Genomic DNA, 13514 nt, shown 5'->3' on the forward strand with positions numbered 1-13514 from the left:
ACAACCCTCTTCGGCATCGGATACGGCTTGAACGTTCGCGCGACAGACGATCCGTCGCCACGATCAGCCATTTTTTCACTCGCTCGCAGCTTGATTCGCGGATGCGGAACTGGCCGGCCCGGCGCCCTTGGCATTCGCTTGCGGTTCGCGCCACTGTCCGCGCAAGCGCAGGCTGTCGGCGAATTCCACGCGTTCCTGCGGCGACAGTGTGGCGGCGAAGTCCGCCACGCTGCTTTCCACTGTCGCGCGCAGGTTGCTGTCGGCCGCACGGGTGCGTGCCAGCGCTGCGTCGAGCGCGGCGCGGTCGAGCTGCGGCGCGGCGAGCAGACGCAACACCTCGCGGCGCGCTTCGCGCGCCTCGCGCCCATACTGGCGCCCTTCGCGGCGTCCATTCTTCAGGCTGTCGGCGAAGGCCTTCTGGCGCGCAGGCGAGAGCGTCTCTGCGGCAAAGCGCAAGGCCCGCTGCTGTGCGGCGAGCGGCGCCGCGGCTTCGCGCGCCGCATACCATCGATACACGCCGCCGGCGATCGCGCCCAACAAAAACACATTGAGGACGAGCGACACCACCAGCACGACTTTCCACGACCGGCTGTTCATTCGCCGCTCCAATCGGCGGACGACCCACCGAAACTCGATGTCAGATAAGACTCATGCACGGACGGCACCGCTTCCGTCAAAACAAAAAACGACACGGCCAACGCTCCGGCCACGCCGCCCAGCAGTCCCACGCCGGCGACGGCCGCGCCCGACCACCACCACGTGCGCCGCTGTGAAGCCGGCCGACGCGCGGGCGCACTGGCGACGATGCGCTGCTGCAATGCCGCGTCGGGCGGCGCCACCGCGTCGGCTGCGAGCCACGCGTCGAGGGCGGCCGCTTGTGCGAGCCACGCGTCGGCTTGCTGACGATGCCTCTGCGCCCACGCCTGCCCCGCCGCCCGCTCGGCTGACGGCCAGCGGCGCGGATCGGCGCCATAGGCTTCCACAATCTGATGAAATCTTTCGGGCGTCATGACTTGTCCTTGCTAAGGCCGCTGCCGGCCAGTTGAGCGCGAAGGTTGCGGCGCGCGCGGGCGAGCAGGCTTTCCAGCGCCTCGACAGTGATGCCCATCAGCGCGGCGGCGTCGATGTTCGACATCTCCTGGTAGTAGCACAGCACCAGCGCCTCACGTTGCCGCGCGGGCAATGCGGCGAGCGCTGCACGGATGCGCTCGTCGCGAGCCCGTGCTTCGAGCCGCACATCAGGCAATGCGGCGGGATCGACTTCTTCGGGCAGCTCGTCGCGCACCTCTTCGCGACGGCCGCGCAAACGGTCGTAACAAAGATTCAGCGCGACGCGATGAACCCACGTGTCGAACTTCGCCTCGCCTTCGCGCCAGCGCGCCGCGTGTTTCCAGATCCGCACGAACACTTCCTGCGCGACGTCTTCCGCTTCCATGCGATCGCCCAGCATGCGCGTGGCGAACGCGAGCAGACGCGGCAGTTTGCGCGCGACGAGCGTGCGCACGGCGGCCGCGTCATGGCGGCCGACCTGTTCGAGCAACTCCGCGTCCGGGTCGCGTTCGCTCAAGGCGTGGCGCTCCCGGGCGCACGTGCGGTGCAATTCACGTCGGCTTCAACCTCGCAGATTGGTTGCGCGCGCAACGGTGGCCCGATGCGCGCGGCAGTCGGAACCGCCGCCATCAATACACGACGACTGCCGGACGATAGTAGACCGGCCGCGCTGGATACACCACACAGCCCGCCAACATCGCCGCAAGCAGGAATATCACAAGTGTTTTCATGACAGTTGCCTGACAGGTGGCGCAAAGCCGTTCACGCCCAATGACCTTCGACCCAGCGCCAGTGCGGACCGCGCTGCACCCAATGGCCGGGCACCCAGTGATAGCCGGGGCGCACCGTCTGCCAATGGCCGGGCACCCACACATAGCGGCCGCGATACCAACGCCAGCGGCCCTGATCCCACACGTAGCCCGCGCGCGGCGCCGGCACGACCTCGACGCGCGGCGGCGGCGGCGCCACCGGCGCGACGATCACGGCCTGCGCGAGTGCGGGCGCCGAGGTGAGCGCGGCGCCAGAGGCTAATGCGACGGCAAGCGCGAGGCTCGCGAGCCGAAGCGGTTTTGTCGATGTCATGCTGGTTTCTCCCGTTTGAATATCGAAGCACGATGCGGCTTCGTTTCTTCTTGAACGGAGCGGCTTCGAAAATCCGTCGCTGGATTTTCACGGACCAGCGCCCCGCTATGATCGCTGACGAACTGATCGCCGCCGGGCCAGCCGCTCTAATTGCCTTGACGCGGCAAGGCCAGCGGTACGCGGCAATCGGGCGTATGCTGGTTCACGACGCTGCCGCGCGCTGCCTGCGCCACCTCTGCGCAAGGTGTCATGGCGAGCGGGCGCCGGCGGCGCTCGCCGCACTGCCGCAGCGCACAAAAAAATCACAGAGCGGTTTATCCGCAACTGGAGGATGACATGCACGTTGGCGTTCCAAAGGAAATCAAGAACCACGAATACCGTGTGGGACTGACACCGTCGTCGGTCCGCGAAATGGTGGCGCACGGGCATACGGTCACTGTCGAAACAGGCGCCGGCAACGGCATCGGCGCATCGGACGCAGTGTATGAAAAGGCCGGCGCGAAGATCGTGCCGCGCGCCGAAGAGGTGTTCGCAACGGCGGAGTTGATCATCAAGGTGAAAGAGCCGCAGGCGGGCGAGCGCGCCATGCTGCGCGAAGGCCAGATTCTCTTCACCTATCTGCATCTCGCGCCGGACCCGGCCCAATGCGCCGATCTCGTGAAGAGCAACGCCGTCTGCATTGCCTATGAGACCGTCACGCAAGCAGCCGGCGGCTTGCCGTTGCTCGCCCCCATGTCCGAGGTTGCGGGCCGCATGTCCATTCAGGCAGGCGCGTTTTGTCTGGAGCGCGCGCATGGCGGCAAGGGCATTCTGCTTGGCGGCGTTGCGGGCGTGCCATCGGCGAAAATCGTGATTCTCGGCGCGGGCGTGGTCGGCTCGAACGCCGCGCAGATTGCCGTGGGCACCGGCGCGCAGGTCGTGGTGATCGATCGCAATCTCGACGCATTGCGGCGCATGGACCGTCTGCTCGGCGCCCGCGTGATGACCGTGTTTTCGAATCAGGACAATGTCGAAAAACATGTGCTCGAAGCCGATCTCGTCATCGGCGGCGTGCTGATTCCCGGCGCGGCCGCGCCGAAACTCGTGACGCGCGCGATGGTCGAAGCCATGCAGCCGGGCGCCGTGATCGTCGACGTGGCTATCGATCAAGGCGGCTGCTGCGAGACGGCGAGGCCCACGACGCATGCTGAGCCGACCTACAGGGTGGGCGACGTGGTGCACTACTGCGTCGCGAACATGCCGGGCGGCGTGCCGCGCACCTCGACGTATGCGCTGAACAACGCAACGCTGCCGTTCGCGCTGCAAATCGCGGACAAAGGCTGGCGCAAGGCATTGCAGGACGACGCGCATCTTCGCAACGGCCTGAATGTCGCGTTCGGCAAGGTGACCTGCCGCGAAGTGGCGGAGGCGCTCGACTATACGTGGGAGTCGCCGGAATCCGCCATGGCGATGTGATGGGTCAGGCGTTGTCCAGCAGCTTCTTGGCACGCCGCTTCTTTATTTGGTTCAGCGCGGGACGTGGTTGTTGCCCGCCCCGTCGACGGAAAACCGTTCGCCAGCCGAAGTCTGCATGATTCTCTGCCATTCAGGAGTGAGCGTATGACAGAAGCGCCAGCACTAGCGGAATGGATATTCGATCAGATGGCCGATGCCGCCATCTACGCGGACCGCTCCGGCACCATCGTGCGCTGGAACCGCGCCGCCGCCGCACTGTTCGGCCACAGCGCCGCCGAGGCGCTCGGCCAGAACCTGGACCTGATCATCCCCGAACGTTTGCGCGCGGCGCACTGGCGCGGCTTCGAGGCGGCCATGGCAAGCGGCGTGACAAGGACGCACGGCCGCGCGACGCTGACGAGCGCGATCCACAAGGAAGGCCGCAAACTCTATGTAGAAATGACCTTCGCGCTCGTCGTCGATGCAGACGGCAGCGCGTGCGGCTCCGTGGCCGTGGCGCGCGACGTCACGGCTCGCGTCGAACAGGAACGGGCCGTTGCCCGGCACGGCGGCCCTGTCTAGCGCCTACTCGACGTGCGCCTTGACATGCTCCGGCCGCCCCGCCGCGTAACCGAACCAGGCCGACACCACGCACACGCCTGCACATAGCGCGGCCAGGCTGTTCAGCGAACCGGTTGCATGGAGCAGCGATCCGGCAATGAACGGTCCACATGACGCGATCAGATAGCCGATGCCTTGAGCCATGCTCGATAGCTGCGCGGCCACGTGCGAGTCGTACGAACGCAGTCCGATGACGGTGAGCGCCAGCGTGAACGACGCGCCCTGCGCCATGCCGAGCAGCAGTGCGGCTATCCATATGGTGGATAGAGGTGCGAAGAAGCAGCCCATCAAACCCACGCCCGTCAACAACAGCGCACTCACATTCACCACGCGCTGATCGCGCAGACGAGCGAGCAGGAACGGCAGCAAGAGCGACGCGACCGCCTGCGTGACGACGCTCAGCGACAGCATGAATCCGGCGTCGACAGCGCTCATGCCGCGCGTGCGAAGCACCGTCGGCAGCCAGCCGAACACGATATAAGCCAGCGACGATTGCGACCCCATGAACAGCGTGACCTTCCACGCCAGCGGGTCTCGCCACAGTCCGCTCACCACATGGACGCGTCTTGCGGTATGCGAGGCCCTGGCGGGCAGACGCACGCCCCACACGAGCGTCGCGAGCGCAACCGGCAAGGCCCACAGTGCCAATGCCCACGCCCACGCGTTGCCGCCCGCGCCGCCGAACAGATGCCCGATCGCGTTGGCGGCGGGCACGGTGGCCGCCGCGGCCGCGGCGGCGCCCGCGCACATGGCGGCGCTGTAGATCCCCGTCATCAACGCGACATGATGCGGGAAGTCGCGCTTCACCACGCCCGGCAGCAGCACGTTCATCAGGCCGATGGCAAAACAGGCCACGATCTGACCGACATACAGCACCTGCCATGCTGGAACGACCCGCAACGCGGTGCCGAGCGTCAGCAGTATCAGCAGCGCGAGCAATGCGCGCTCACTGCCGAGGCGCCGTGCGAGCAACGGCGCAAGCGGTCCGAACAGGCCGAAGCACAGCGACGGCAAGGTGGTCAGCACGCTCGCGCCGGTGCGCGACAGATGAGTCGCCCGCACCGCTTCGAGCAGTATGGGACCCACGCTCGTGATCGGCGTGCGTAACGAGAAGGCGATCAAGGCAAGGCTCGCCGCCAGCGCGATCGTACGGGCGCGCGAATCGTGCGGCGCCGGCGTGTCCGCGGCAGCGCGCGCGGGCGCGCCGGACTGTGCTTGCTGAAGGTTGCGAGGCGTTTCGGGGGTGGTCATCGATGGCGTGCGTTTTTAAGGATCGGCGAAGGCGACCCTTGTTCGTCTCGCATTGTATGCGGCAAAAGCGCTCCGCATCGGAGATCGGGAATTGCGGATACCGGGGATAAGCCACCGCGTATCGGATTGGCGGCGGATGCGCGCGCGGCTTATGGCTGCGGGGAGTGGGTCGACAAGGCCATTCCCCCACCGCGAGTAGTGCCTCCGTGCATATCGTAAAGTTCCGATATATACTTCGTTCCGTAGCGATAGAGACGTGCGGAGGCCGCCGCCGCGCGCCTGACTGTTGAACAGCATGACGGTAGTTGACGAATGAAACGAACCCCCATCGCGCCGGACATCGACGCGATCCACAAGGCGCTCGCCAATCCGGTGCGTCGCGAGATTCTTGGCTGGCTGCGCGAGCCGTATGCGCATTTCGCCGATCAGGAACTCCCGCTCGACCATGGCGTTTGCGCGGGCAAGATCGACGCGCGCTGCGGGCTCTCGCAGTCCACCGTGTCGGCTCACCTCGCGGCGTTGCAGCGCGCCGGACTCGTCACGTCGAAACGTGTGGGGCAATGGGTGTTCTTCAAACGCAACGAGCCCGTTATTCAGGCGTTTCTCGAGCATATGAACTCGAAGCTCTGAGCCGTCTCGCATCGCCGCTTTCCTTCACTTCTCGTTGCCGTGCAACTATTTTTCGGCAAGGCGTCCGCGCCTTCGCCAAAGGTGAACATTTATGCCGACTCTTTTCGATCCGCTGCAAATTGGCGACCTCACGTTGTCCAACCGCATCATCATGGCGCCGCTTACGCGCCAGCGCGCCGAGGAAATCCGCGTGCCGAACGCGCTAATGGCAAAGTACTACGCCGAGCGCGCCACGGCGGGGCTCATCATCAGCGAAGCGACCTCCGTCACGCCGCAAGGCGTGGGCTATGCCGAAACGCCGGGCATCTGGTCGCAGCAACAGGTGGAAGGCTGGAAGCTCGTGACGAAGGCCGTGCACGCTGCAGGCGGCAAGATCTTCCTGCAACTGTGGCACGTGGGCCGTATTTCCGATCCGCTGTTCCTGAACGGCGAACTGCCGGTCGCGCCGAGCGCCATCGCCGCGAAAGGCCACGTGAGCCTCGTGCGCCCCGAGCGTCCATATGTGACGCCGCGCGCGCTGGAACTCGATGAAATCGCCGGCATTGTCGAGGCATTCCGCAAGGGCGCGGAGAACGCAAAAGCAGCAGGCTTCGACGGTGTGGAAGTGCACGGCGCGAACGGCTATCTGCTCGACCAGTTCCTGCAGGACAGCACCAACCAGCGTACCGACGCATACGGCGGCCCGATCGAAAACCGCGCGCGTCTGCTGCTCGAAATCACCGACGCGTGCATCGACGTCTGGGGCGCAAACCGCGTCGGGGTGCATCTCGCGCCGCGTCGCGACGCGCACGACATGGGCGACTCGAACCCGGCAGCCACCTTCGGTTATGTGGCGCGCGAACTCGGCAAGCGCAAGATCGCGTTCATTGCCGCGCGCGAAGCGTTGGGCGAAGACCGCCTGGGTCCGCAATTGAAGAAAGCGTTCGGCGGCCCGTACATCGCGAACGAAAAGTTCACGAAGGAAACCGCGCAGCAAGTGCTCGACGCCGGCGAGGCAGATGCGGTGGCGTGGGGTCAGTTGTTCATCGCGAACCCGGATCTGGTGCGCCGCTTTGCGACCAACGCGCCGCTGAACAAGCCCGATCCGTCCACTTACTATGCACGCGGCGAAACCGGCTACGTCGATTATCCGGCGCTGGAAACGGTGGAGTAAGCAAGACTGAAGCAACAAGCGGCGGGCGTGGCCGGAGCAAAACTCCGGCGGCGTCCGCCGCGTTTTCTTGTGCCGTCCCGCCACGCCTCGCGTCTGCATCGCGCGGCGTGGCGTGTCAGGCAAGATCGCGGCGCATGAACACGCGTTTCGATTCGTCGAGACCGCGCGCGATATGCGCTTCGCGTCGCGCAATCAATGCGGCGTCGAGGTCGGCTTCTTCGATATCGCTAAAGCCAAGACGCCGGTAATACGGCGCATTCCATGGCACCTCGCGATACGTCGACAGAATCAGTTGCATGAGCCTACGCGAACGCGCAAGCTGCGCGACCTCGTCGATCAGCGCCGCGCCAATGCGCCGCCCTGCATGCGAAGTGAGAACGTCCAGCTCCTGAACATAGATACGCGCGGGCTGCGGTTCGAACATCACGAATCCGGCACACGTCCCATCGCGATCCACCGCGACGAGGATCTCGCGCGCCGCAATCTTGCGCTCGACAAGCGCAAGGCTCATGGGCGGCGCATCCGCAATGCCCGCCATGCCGACACTCGCAAAGCGCAGGCCCGCGTCGAATTCGATGGTGCGAACGGTTTCGGCATCGTCAGGCGCGGCGAAACGGAAAGCGATGTCGCTGGATGGCTGCATGCAGATCGCAATTGATGGGTTGATCGTGAACTCGCCGTGCTTTAACGCGTTACTGACTCGACGAAGCAGCCGAAGCTGCCGGCGCCGCGCTGCCGGATTGGCCGGACGCCGCCGCGGCATCGCTCGCGCGCTTCGCGGCGTCGCTCTCACCGCTGGTTCCTTTTGCACCGGCGGAATTGCTCATTACGCCGCTGCTCCCGGAACTCAGGGTGTCCTTACTGGTGTCGTCCACTTTCTTGCAGCCCGAGCCGCTCACAGCTAGTGCGGCGATCCAGACAGCCAGCAACGCGCTTTTCACATTCCAATGCATGGTAGCACCCGTTTGGTTCGCCGTCGCCCGGCGCGCGGCCTCTGTTAGTCGATATCCGCAGCATCGGCCGTGCCCGCGCGTGGGCGCGCGGCATGGCGCTCGCCCCGGCAAGCGGCTTGCTTCGAAGCTAATCTCGTCTTGGTTCGACACGCAGGAGGAAAACCGATCATGCTGCTCAGCGACGAAGAACTCGCGCGCCTCGACGGCGTTGCACCCTTTCTCGAGAGCGAAGCGAAGACGTCGCTCAACTTCGCACCCCACTACGAAGTGACGGCTGAATTCGAGGCGCATCTGCAACCGGGCTTGCGCATTCGCGCACCGGCTTCCGACGCTGGTCGCCCGGACCCACGCGATGCCGACACACCGCCCTACCCGCTCAATCTGTTCGTCGGCGTGCCGCTCGGCGAATTGCGCCAGCTTGCGCAAGCCGACGACAGCAAGCGCGAAGCGATGATTGCGAGCTTCGGCGCGTCGTTCACGCCGCGTCTGCTGCGGGCAATCGAATCGGAAACGCCTGGCGCGATCAATCTCGACGCCGGTGTGCAGAACGAAGCCGGCACGCTCTCGGTCATGCTCGCCGAACTTTCGCAGACGTGATGCTCACACGCCTGTGCAACGCGCGGCCACGGCCCCTGTTGCACGCGCGATTGCCGCGATTTACTTCAACTTGTAGTTACTTCCGTCGCTTGCAGATTTGACAGCGGACGCGGCGCCTCGTACATCGTTGCCGGCGCCGGTCCACGCCACGTTACTCGTTGCCCACGCCCTTCGAAACTTCCGCGGGACTGCCGTACTCCTGCTCCGGCAAGCGTTCGAGCGCGTCGAGCACCTCGTCGTCCGCGCCGTTGCCCTTCGCCGTATCCAGCAGACTCGCCTTGTCGGCGGGATACGAGGCGCCCTTGAGCGCTTTCTGGACATCGATGAATTTGCGAATCGGGCCGCCGTTCGAATTCGAATTGGACGCCATATGCATCTCCTTGGGGTTCGCTAATCGGGTGGCAGACGTGCAGCATGGCGCGTTCCTCGCGGGCATGCGCGCCTCGCGTGGCAGCACGAGTGTGAAACGTTAGATGGCGGTAGCGGGAATGAATCTGGCTCGTAGTACGGAAGCGGGCCGCCGCACTCGGGGCGGCCCACTTTCGTCTCCATCAGCAAGCAAAGGAACTTGCCGTGAGTACTGCGGACCGCGAAGCAATTCTGGTGAACCAGCAGGCGATTCTCGCGCGATTCGGCGAGCTCGCGCTGCGCTCTGACGACCTCGACGAAATCCTCACCGAAGCGTGTCGTCTTGTGGCCGAAGCGTTGCAAACGGACATGGCGAAGGTGATGGAATTGCAGAAGGACCGTATCACGCTGCTCGTGCGCGCGGGCGTCGGCTGGCCGCCTGGCGTCGTGGGCGTGGCGAAGGCGCGCGCCGAGCGCGGCTCGTCCGAAGGTTATGCGCTGCAAACCGGCAAGCCCGCCATTTCGCCCGACATCGCGAATGAAACGCGCTTTCGCTATTCGCAGTTCATCGTCGATGCGGGGGTGAAGGCGCTCATCAACGTGGTGATTCTCGGGGGCAAGGACCGGCCCGCGTATGGCGTGCTGCAGGTGGACAGCCGCCATCCGCGCAACTTCGACGACGCCGACACCGAATTCCTGCGCTCCTATGCGAACCTGCTCGCCGCGGCCGTCGAACGGCTCAGAATCGCCGCAGAAACCCGCAAGCACGCGACGTGGCTGCGCGAAAGCGAAGAACGCTACCGCATGCTGGCCACGCAGATTCCGCAACTGGTGTTCACCTGCACGAGCACCGGTGAGCGCACCTGGGACAGTCCGCAATGGATCGAATACAGCGGCCTGCCGGAGAAGATCAGCCGGGGGCTCGGATGGCTCGCCGCGATTCATCCCGACGACCGCGACGCGACGATGATCGCGTGGAGCACGTGCGAGGTGAAGGGCGAATATGCGGTCGCGCACCGCATCCGCCGCGCGGACGGCGCTTACCGCTGGTTCCAGACTCGCGCGAGACCGGTGCGCCCCGAAGGACGCACGGTGACGTGGCTCGGCACATCGACGGACATCGAGGACCAGGCTCGCATACGCGAAGCGCTCGAACGCAGCGGCGAGGAACTCGAGCGGCGCGTCTCCGAGCGCACCGCCGAATTGCAGCGGGCATTGGACACGCTTCATGAGGAAACGCGCGAACGGTCGCGCGCGGAAGAGCGCCTGCGTCACAGCGAAAAACTGAAGGCGATCGGCCAGCTGACCGGCGGCATCGCGCACGATTTCAACAACATGCTGCAGGCGATCATGAGTTGCCTGAGCCTGATTCGCGTGCGCATGCAACAGGGCCGCCCTACCGACGTCGTCACTCTGGTGGAGCGCGCCGAAAAAGGCGCGGTGCGCGCGGCGACGCTCACGCACCGTCTGCTTGCGTTCGGCCGTCAGCAGACGCTGGAGCCGCGGCTCGTCAGCCTCGATGCCATCGCGCACGACATGGAGGACATGATTCGCCGGGTGGTCGGTGCCGGCATCAACGTCGAACTGAAACTCGGCGACGGCACATGGCTCGTGCAATGCGACCCGACCCAGCTGGAAAGCGCGCTCGTCAATCTGTGCGTCAACGCGCGCGATGCGATGCCGGACGGCGGGTGGCTCACCATCAGCACGAGCGAGGTGATCCTGAGCGAAGCCGAGGTCGCCGACTTCGAAGACGCGCAACCCGGCCGTTACTGCTGCATCGCGGTGTCCGACACCGGCACGGGCATGTCGCCGAAAATCATGGAGCACGCGTTCGAACCGTTCTTTACGACGAAGCCGTCAGGCCAGGGCGTCGGCCTCGGCCTGAGTCAGATTTACGGTTTTGTGAGGCAGTCCGGCGGCATCGTGCAGATCGAAACGGCGCTCGGCAAAGGGACCACCGTGCGCCTGTGCATGCCGGCCTCCGTGCAACGGGAAGATGCGGAAGAGGACCACCAAGACCCGGCGAAAACCATCATGCTGGTCGAGGACGAAGAGATTGTCCGCGAAGTCACAGCCGAACAACTGCGGGAACAGGGCTATCGCGTGCTGGAAGCGGACAGCGGCGCCGCGGCGTTGCGGCTCCTGCATGCGGGCGCCCGTTTCGATCTGCTGATCAGCGACGTGGCCCTGCCCGGCGCGCTCAACGGACGCCAGATCGCAGAGTCCGTGAGGCAGCGTTATGCGTGGATGCCCGTCATTCTCGTCACCGGCTACGCGCCGGGCGACGCGCTCGTCGACATGGACGTGATCAGAAAGCCGTTCTCTCCGGAAGTACTCGCGGAGCGCGTGCGTGCGAAGCTGGAGCAACCGCAGACCGACGTCGACTAAACTAAGGCTCTCACGACGGCTAACGGCCCTTCATCATTCTTCTCACCGATCGACACCCATGCCAGTTTACGACTACGCGTGCGCCGAGTGCGGCAACTTTGAAACAGTCCGCCGCATTGCCGAGCGCGACGAGCCCGCGCCCTGCCCGCAATGCGGAAATGCCGCCGCACGCGTGGTGATCGGCGCACCGTCGCTGGGCGGCGGTTCGGCGCAAGCAAGCGAGGAAACCGGCAGTTATGGCATGCGGCACCGGGGCGGGTGCTCCTGCTGCTGACCAGCCGCGTCAAGATTACCGGCAACGGCTCCCGCAGTCGGCACGAAGCGTGCTATCCATCGAGCAGAACCACTCCGGGAGAAGTAAAGATGGAACCAGCAAAGGTGCGCTCCAGCGCGGACAGCATGGAGACCATTCCGCCGACCTCCAGCCCCGCTTATGCAGCAAGCAATCCCGTCACGCGCGCCTTCGACACGTTCGCGAGTTCCGTCACGCGCATTGCCGGATCGCCGATCGCCTTCGGCCTTGCGATCATCATCGTGATCGTATGGGGCATCACCGGCCCGCTCTTTCACTACTCCGACGCGTGGCAACTGGTGATCAACACCGGCACCACGATCATCACGTTTCTGATGGTGTTTCTGATCCAGCAAAGCCAGAACAAGGACAGCGTCGCGATGCATCTCAAGCTGAACGAATTGCTCGCATCGCATCGCGCGGCGAACAATCAGCTGATCGGTATCGAAGACGCTTCCGAGGACGATCTACGGCGCCTCGCGGCCGCCTATCTGCGGCTCGCCAGCCGCGTGGGCGCGCACGGCAGGGAAAGCGTGGACGTCGACGCGTGCGTGGAAAAAACCGCCGTGGACAAGGTGAAGAGCGGCAAGGAGGAAAACGAGAGCGCCTGATCAAGGCGTCCCGCAGGACCGGCGCCGCGAGTGGGCTAGGTGCCGTCGGGGCCGTTGCCGTCCGGCCCGCTGTCCGGCCCGCTATAACCCGGCAGCCCGAGCGCCGCCTCGCTCTTCGCCAGGTCCAGCGCTCGCTTCACTAGTGCTTCGTACTCCTCGTCGTTTGCCGGAAGCGGCAGCAGCTTGCGGAACAGATCCGCCCAACGGAATTCCGCCAACGGCACGCTCGTTTTCCTATAACCGCCGGCCTCGCGCACCGACGCGGCCAGACTGCGGAACTCGTCGTCGACCAGTTCCCATACATGCAATGGCATTTGCGCGAAGGGCACTCGCTGGGCGCGCTCATCGTAGGGATACGCCCAGCGATTGTCCTCGAGCGCGAGCCAGAATTCGGCCGGCGAGGAGGCGGACAAGTCTTTCACCAGCACGACCGGTACCGACTTGATGTCCGCGTGCCACAGCGCCGCGGCCACGTGGTGATGATCGGTCGCAAACGCTTCGCCGCCTGGCCCGAGAACGATCGGAACCGGCTTTTCGGCGATCGCCATCTTCAGATCGCGACCGCTCAGCGATTGGTAGGAACGCGTCTTCTCGCGCACCTCGCGCATGCCGTGCGTCACCTGAGTTGGCCGTATACGCTCGATTTCCAGCGTCTTCATTGTTGTCTCCCTGCCTGCAGCCTGTTATTCGTGCGGGGCGTGGCTGCGCGCTTTGCGCACCTCACGGTTCCGGGTTCAGCAAATCCGCGGCGACCACTTCAGCGCCCTTGCGCGCCGCCGCCTCGCGCGCTTCGAGCGCGGTGTCGAACGGACCGATCATCGGCGCACCGTCGTAGGGGAAGATCAGGCGGTCGTCCGTCGTCCGCACGACCTTCAGATCCCCGGTAAACGTGCCGGTCGCGGTGCGGCGATACGTCGGGTAGATCCTGTAGTCGCTTGCGCTGGTGGCGATACCGTCCGGCGATGCGAGGGCCCGCAGCGAACTATTGTGAAAGTGCAGCTTCCTTCTCACCATCTCAATGCCTGCAATTGCTATCGTCGACTGGTTAGGGGCCTTGAAAAAAGGCGCATGGCGCTCGCGCATACGCGGGCGCGGCGCAC

18 protein-coding genes are annotated in these 13514 nt (G+C 65.1%); 8 read left to right on the plus strand and 10 right to left on the minus strand.

Translation table 11 applies throughout. The features are described 5' to 3' along the window. Window positions 1-75 precede the first annotated feature (75 nt). The 4 genes from ACEN8U_RS10550 to ACEN8U_RS10565 all read right to left on the minus strand — a co-directional run bounded on the left by ACEN8U_RS10550 (window position 76) and on the right by ACEN8U_RS10565 (window position 2133). Window positions 76-597, minus strand: a complete 522-nt coding sequence (locus ACEN8U_RS10550; protein ID WP_013591883.1) for a periplasmic heavy metal sensor — start codon at window positions 595-597, stop codon at window positions 76-78. Beyond that, complete coding sequence (locus ACEN8U_RS10555) at window positions 594-1010, minus strand: hypothetical protein (protein ID WP_310109027.1); 417 nt, start codon at window positions 1008-1010, stop codon at window positions 594-596. Before ACEN8U_RS10555 ends, ACEN8U_RS10550 begins: the two co-directional genes overlap by 4 nt. After that, window positions 1007-1567: an RNA polymerase sigma factor gene (locus ACEN8U_RS10560; protein ID WP_413657022.1), complete on the minus strand. Its 561-nt coding sequence runs from the start codon at window positions 1565-1567 to the stop codon at window positions 1007-1009. Before ACEN8U_RS10560 ends, ACEN8U_RS10555 begins: the two co-directional genes overlap by 4 nt. A 245-nt stretch (window positions 1568-1812) precedes the next feature. Continuing rightward, window positions 1813-2133: a hypothetical protein gene (locus ACEN8U_RS10565; protein WP_310109031.1), complete on the minus strand. Its 321-nt coding sequence runs from the start codon at window positions 2131-2133 to the stop codon at window positions 1813-1815. 336 nt (window positions 2134-2469) lie between these two features. Between ACEN8U_RS10565 and ald the strand changes: the two genes are divergently transcribed. Both ald and ACEN8U_RS10575 read left to right on the plus strand, forming a co-directional pair. Then, window positions 2470-3588, plus strand: coding sequence for an alanine dehydrogenase (gene ald / locus ACEN8U_RS10570; RefSeq protein ID WP_310109033.1), 1119 nt, complete (start codon window positions 2470-2472; stop codon window positions 3586-3588). Between the two features lie 144 nt (window positions 3589-3732). After that, window positions 3733-4149: a PAS domain S-box protein gene (locus tag ACEN8U_RS10575; RefSeq protein ID WP_013591877.1), complete on the plus strand. Its 417-nt coding sequence runs from the start codon at window positions 3733-3735 to the stop codon at window positions 4147-4149. A gap of 3 nt (window positions 4150-4152) precedes the next feature. On the opposite strand, the gene ACEN8U_RS10580 is transcribed toward ACEN8U_RS10575, so the two are convergent. Then, a complete protein-coding gene (locus ACEN8U_RS10580; RefSeq protein WP_310109035.1) occupies window positions 4153-5439 on the minus strand; it encodes an MFS transporter in 1287 nt (428 codons plus the stop codon). A 312-nt stretch (window positions 5440-5751) separates the two neighbouring features. Here ACEN8U_RS10580 and ACEN8U_RS10585 point away from each other — a divergent pair, with 312 nt between their 5' ends. Continuing rightward, complete coding sequence (locus ACEN8U_RS10585; protein WP_013591875.1) at window positions 5752-6069, plus strand: ArsR/SmtB family transcription factor; 318 nt, start codon at window positions 5752-5754, stop codon at window positions 6067-6069. A 91-nt stretch (window positions 6070-6160) separates the two neighbouring features. Continuing rightward, window positions 6161-7222 (plus strand): alkene reductase, encoded by a 1062-nt coding sequence (locus ACEN8U_RS10590; protein WP_013591874.1) that lies wholly within the window; start codon window positions 6161-6163, stop codon window positions 7220-7222. Between the two features lie 115 nt (window positions 7223-7337). Here ACEN8U_RS10590 and ACEN8U_RS10595 read toward each other — a convergent pair whose 3' ends face one another. Beyond that, window positions 7338-7865 (minus strand): GNAT family N-acetyltransferase, encoded by a 528-nt coding sequence (locus ACEN8U_RS10595; RefSeq protein WP_310109037.1) that lies wholly within the window; start codon window positions 7863-7865, stop codon window positions 7338-7340. A 49-nt stretch (window positions 7866-7914) separates the two neighbouring features. Next, window positions 7915-8175 carry a hypothetical protein gene (locus tag ACEN8U_RS10600; protein ID WP_310109041.1) on the minus strand — a complete coding sequence of 87 codons (261 nt, stop codon included), beginning with the start codon at window positions 8173-8175 and terminating at the stop codon, window positions 7915-7917. A 168-nt stretch (window positions 8176-8343) separates the two neighbouring features. On the opposite strand from ACEN8U_RS10600, the gene ACEN8U_RS10605 reads away from it, so the two are divergent. Then, window positions 8344-8772 (plus strand): hypothetical protein, encoded by a 429-nt coding sequence (locus ACEN8U_RS10605; RefSeq protein ID WP_310109044.1) that lies wholly within the window; start codon window positions 8344-8346, stop codon window positions 8770-8772. A 151-nt stretch (window positions 8773-8923) separates the two neighbouring features. Here the strand turns inward: ACEN8U_RS10605 and ACEN8U_RS10610 are convergent, their stop codons facing one another. Continuing rightward, a complete protein-coding gene (locus tag ACEN8U_RS10610) occupies window positions 8924-9142 on the minus strand; it encodes a DUF2795 domain-containing protein (RefSeq protein WP_013341490.1) in 219 nt (72 codons plus the stop codon). Window positions 9143-9345: 203 nt separating this feature from the next. Between ACEN8U_RS10610 and ACEN8U_RS10615 the strand changes: the two genes are divergently transcribed. The 3 genes from ACEN8U_RS10615 to ACEN8U_RS10625 all read left to right on the plus strand — a co-directional run bounded on the left by ACEN8U_RS10615 (window position 9346) and on the right by ACEN8U_RS10625 (window position 12414). After that, on the plus strand, window positions 9346-11511 hold the full coding sequence (locus tag ACEN8U_RS10615; protein WP_310109046.1) for an ATP-binding protein: 2166 nt from the start codon (window positions 9346-9348) through the stop codon (window positions 11509-11511). A gap of 58 nt (window positions 11512-11569) precedes the next feature. Further along, complete coding sequence (locus ACEN8U_RS10620; protein WP_013591869.1) at window positions 11570-11785, plus strand: FmdB family zinc ribbon protein; 216 nt, start codon at window positions 11570-11572, stop codon at window positions 11783-11785. Between the two features lie 89 nt (window positions 11786-11874). Next, window positions 11875-12414, plus strand: coding sequence for a low affinity iron permease family protein (locus ACEN8U_RS10625; RefSeq protein WP_310109048.1), 540 nt, complete (start codon window positions 11875-11877; stop codon window positions 12412-12414). Window positions 12415-12449: 35 nt separating this feature from the next. Here the strand turns inward: ACEN8U_RS10625 and ACEN8U_RS10630 are convergent, their stop codons facing one another. Both ACEN8U_RS10630 and ACEN8U_RS10635 read right to left on the minus strand, forming a co-directional pair. Beyond that, on the minus strand, window positions 12450-13073 hold the full coding sequence (locus tag ACEN8U_RS10630; protein WP_310109049.1) for a ParB/Srx family N-terminal domain-containing protein: 624 nt from the start codon (window positions 13071-13073) through the stop codon (window positions 12450-12452). A gap of 61 nt (window positions 13074-13134) precedes the next feature. Beyond that, entirely contained in the window at window positions 13135-13428 is a 294-nt protein-coding gene (locus ACEN8U_RS10635) for a DUF6723 family protein (RefSeq protein ID WP_013591866.1), read from the minus strand. Window positions 13429-13514 lie beyond the last annotated feature (86 nt).

This window comes from Paraburkholderia phenoliruptrix, assembly GCF_047325075.1.
GTDB lineage: Bacteria > Pseudomonadota > Gammaproteobacteria > Burkholderiales > Burkholderiaceae > Paraburkholderia > Paraburkholderia phenoliruptrix.

Coding starts and splice junctions, on each gene's coding strand:
- ACEN8U_RS10555 (WP_310109027.1), bottom strand. CDS start 1,010: ATGACGCCCGAAAGATTTCATCAGATTGTGGAAGCCTATGGCGCCGAT.
- ACEN8U_RS10600 (WP_310109041.1), bottom strand. CDS start 8,175: ATGCATTGGAATGTGAAAAGCGCGTTGCTGGCTGTCTGGATCGCCGCA.
- ald (WP_310109033.1), top strand. CDS start 2,470: ATGCACGTTGGCGTTCCAAAGGAAATCAAGAACCACGAATACCGTGTG.
- ACEN8U_RS10630 (WP_310109049.1), bottom strand. CDS start 13,073: ATGAAGACGCTGGAAATCGAGCGTATACGGCCAACTCAGGTGACGCAC.
- ACEN8U_RS10595 (WP_310109037.1), bottom strand. CDS start 7,865: ATGCAGCCATCCAGCGACATCGCTTTCCGTTTCGCCGCGCCTGACGAT.
- ACEN8U_RS10610 (WP_013341490.1), bottom strand. CDS start 9,142: ATGGCGTCCAATTCGAATTCGAACGGCGGCCCGATTCGCAAATTCATC.
- ACEN8U_RS10580 (WP_310109035.1), bottom strand. CDS start 5,439: ATGACCACCCCCGAAACGCCTCGCAACCTTCAGCAAGCACAGTCCGGC.
- ACEN8U_RS10550 (WP_013591883.1), bottom strand. CDS start 597: ATGAACAGCCGGTCGTGGAAAGTCGTGCTGGTGGTGTCGCTCGTCCTC.
- ACEN8U_RS10565 (WP_310109031.1), bottom strand. CDS start 2,133: ATGACATCGACAAAACCGCTTCGGCTCGCGAGCCTCGCGCTTGCCGTC.
- ACEN8U_RS10585 (WP_013591875.1), top strand. CDS start 5,752: ATGAAACGAACCCCCATCGCGCCGGACATCGACGCGATCCACAAGGCG.
- ACEN8U_RS10605 (WP_310109044.1), top strand. CDS start 8,344: ATGCTGCTCAGCGACGAAGAACTCGCGCGCCTCGACGGCGTTGCACCC.
- ACEN8U_RS10575 (WP_013591877.1), top strand. CDS start 3,733: ATGACAGAAGCGCCAGCACTAGCGGAATGGATATTCGATCAGATGGCC.
- ACEN8U_RS10590 (WP_013591874.1), top strand. CDS start 6,161: ATGCCGACTCTTTTCGATCCGCTGCAAATTGGCGACCTCACGTTGTCC.
- ACEN8U_RS10620 (WP_013591869.1), top strand. CDS start 11,570: ATGCCAGTTTACGACTACGCGTGCGCCGAGTGCGGCAACTTTGAAACA.
- ACEN8U_RS10625 (WP_310109048.1), top strand. CDS start 11,875: ATGGAACCAGCAAAGGTGCGCTCCAGCGCGGACAGCATGGAGACCATT.
- ACEN8U_RS10635 (WP_013591866.1), bottom strand. CDS start 13,428: ATGGTGAGAAGGAAGCTGCACTTTCACAATAGTTCGCTGCGGGCCCTC.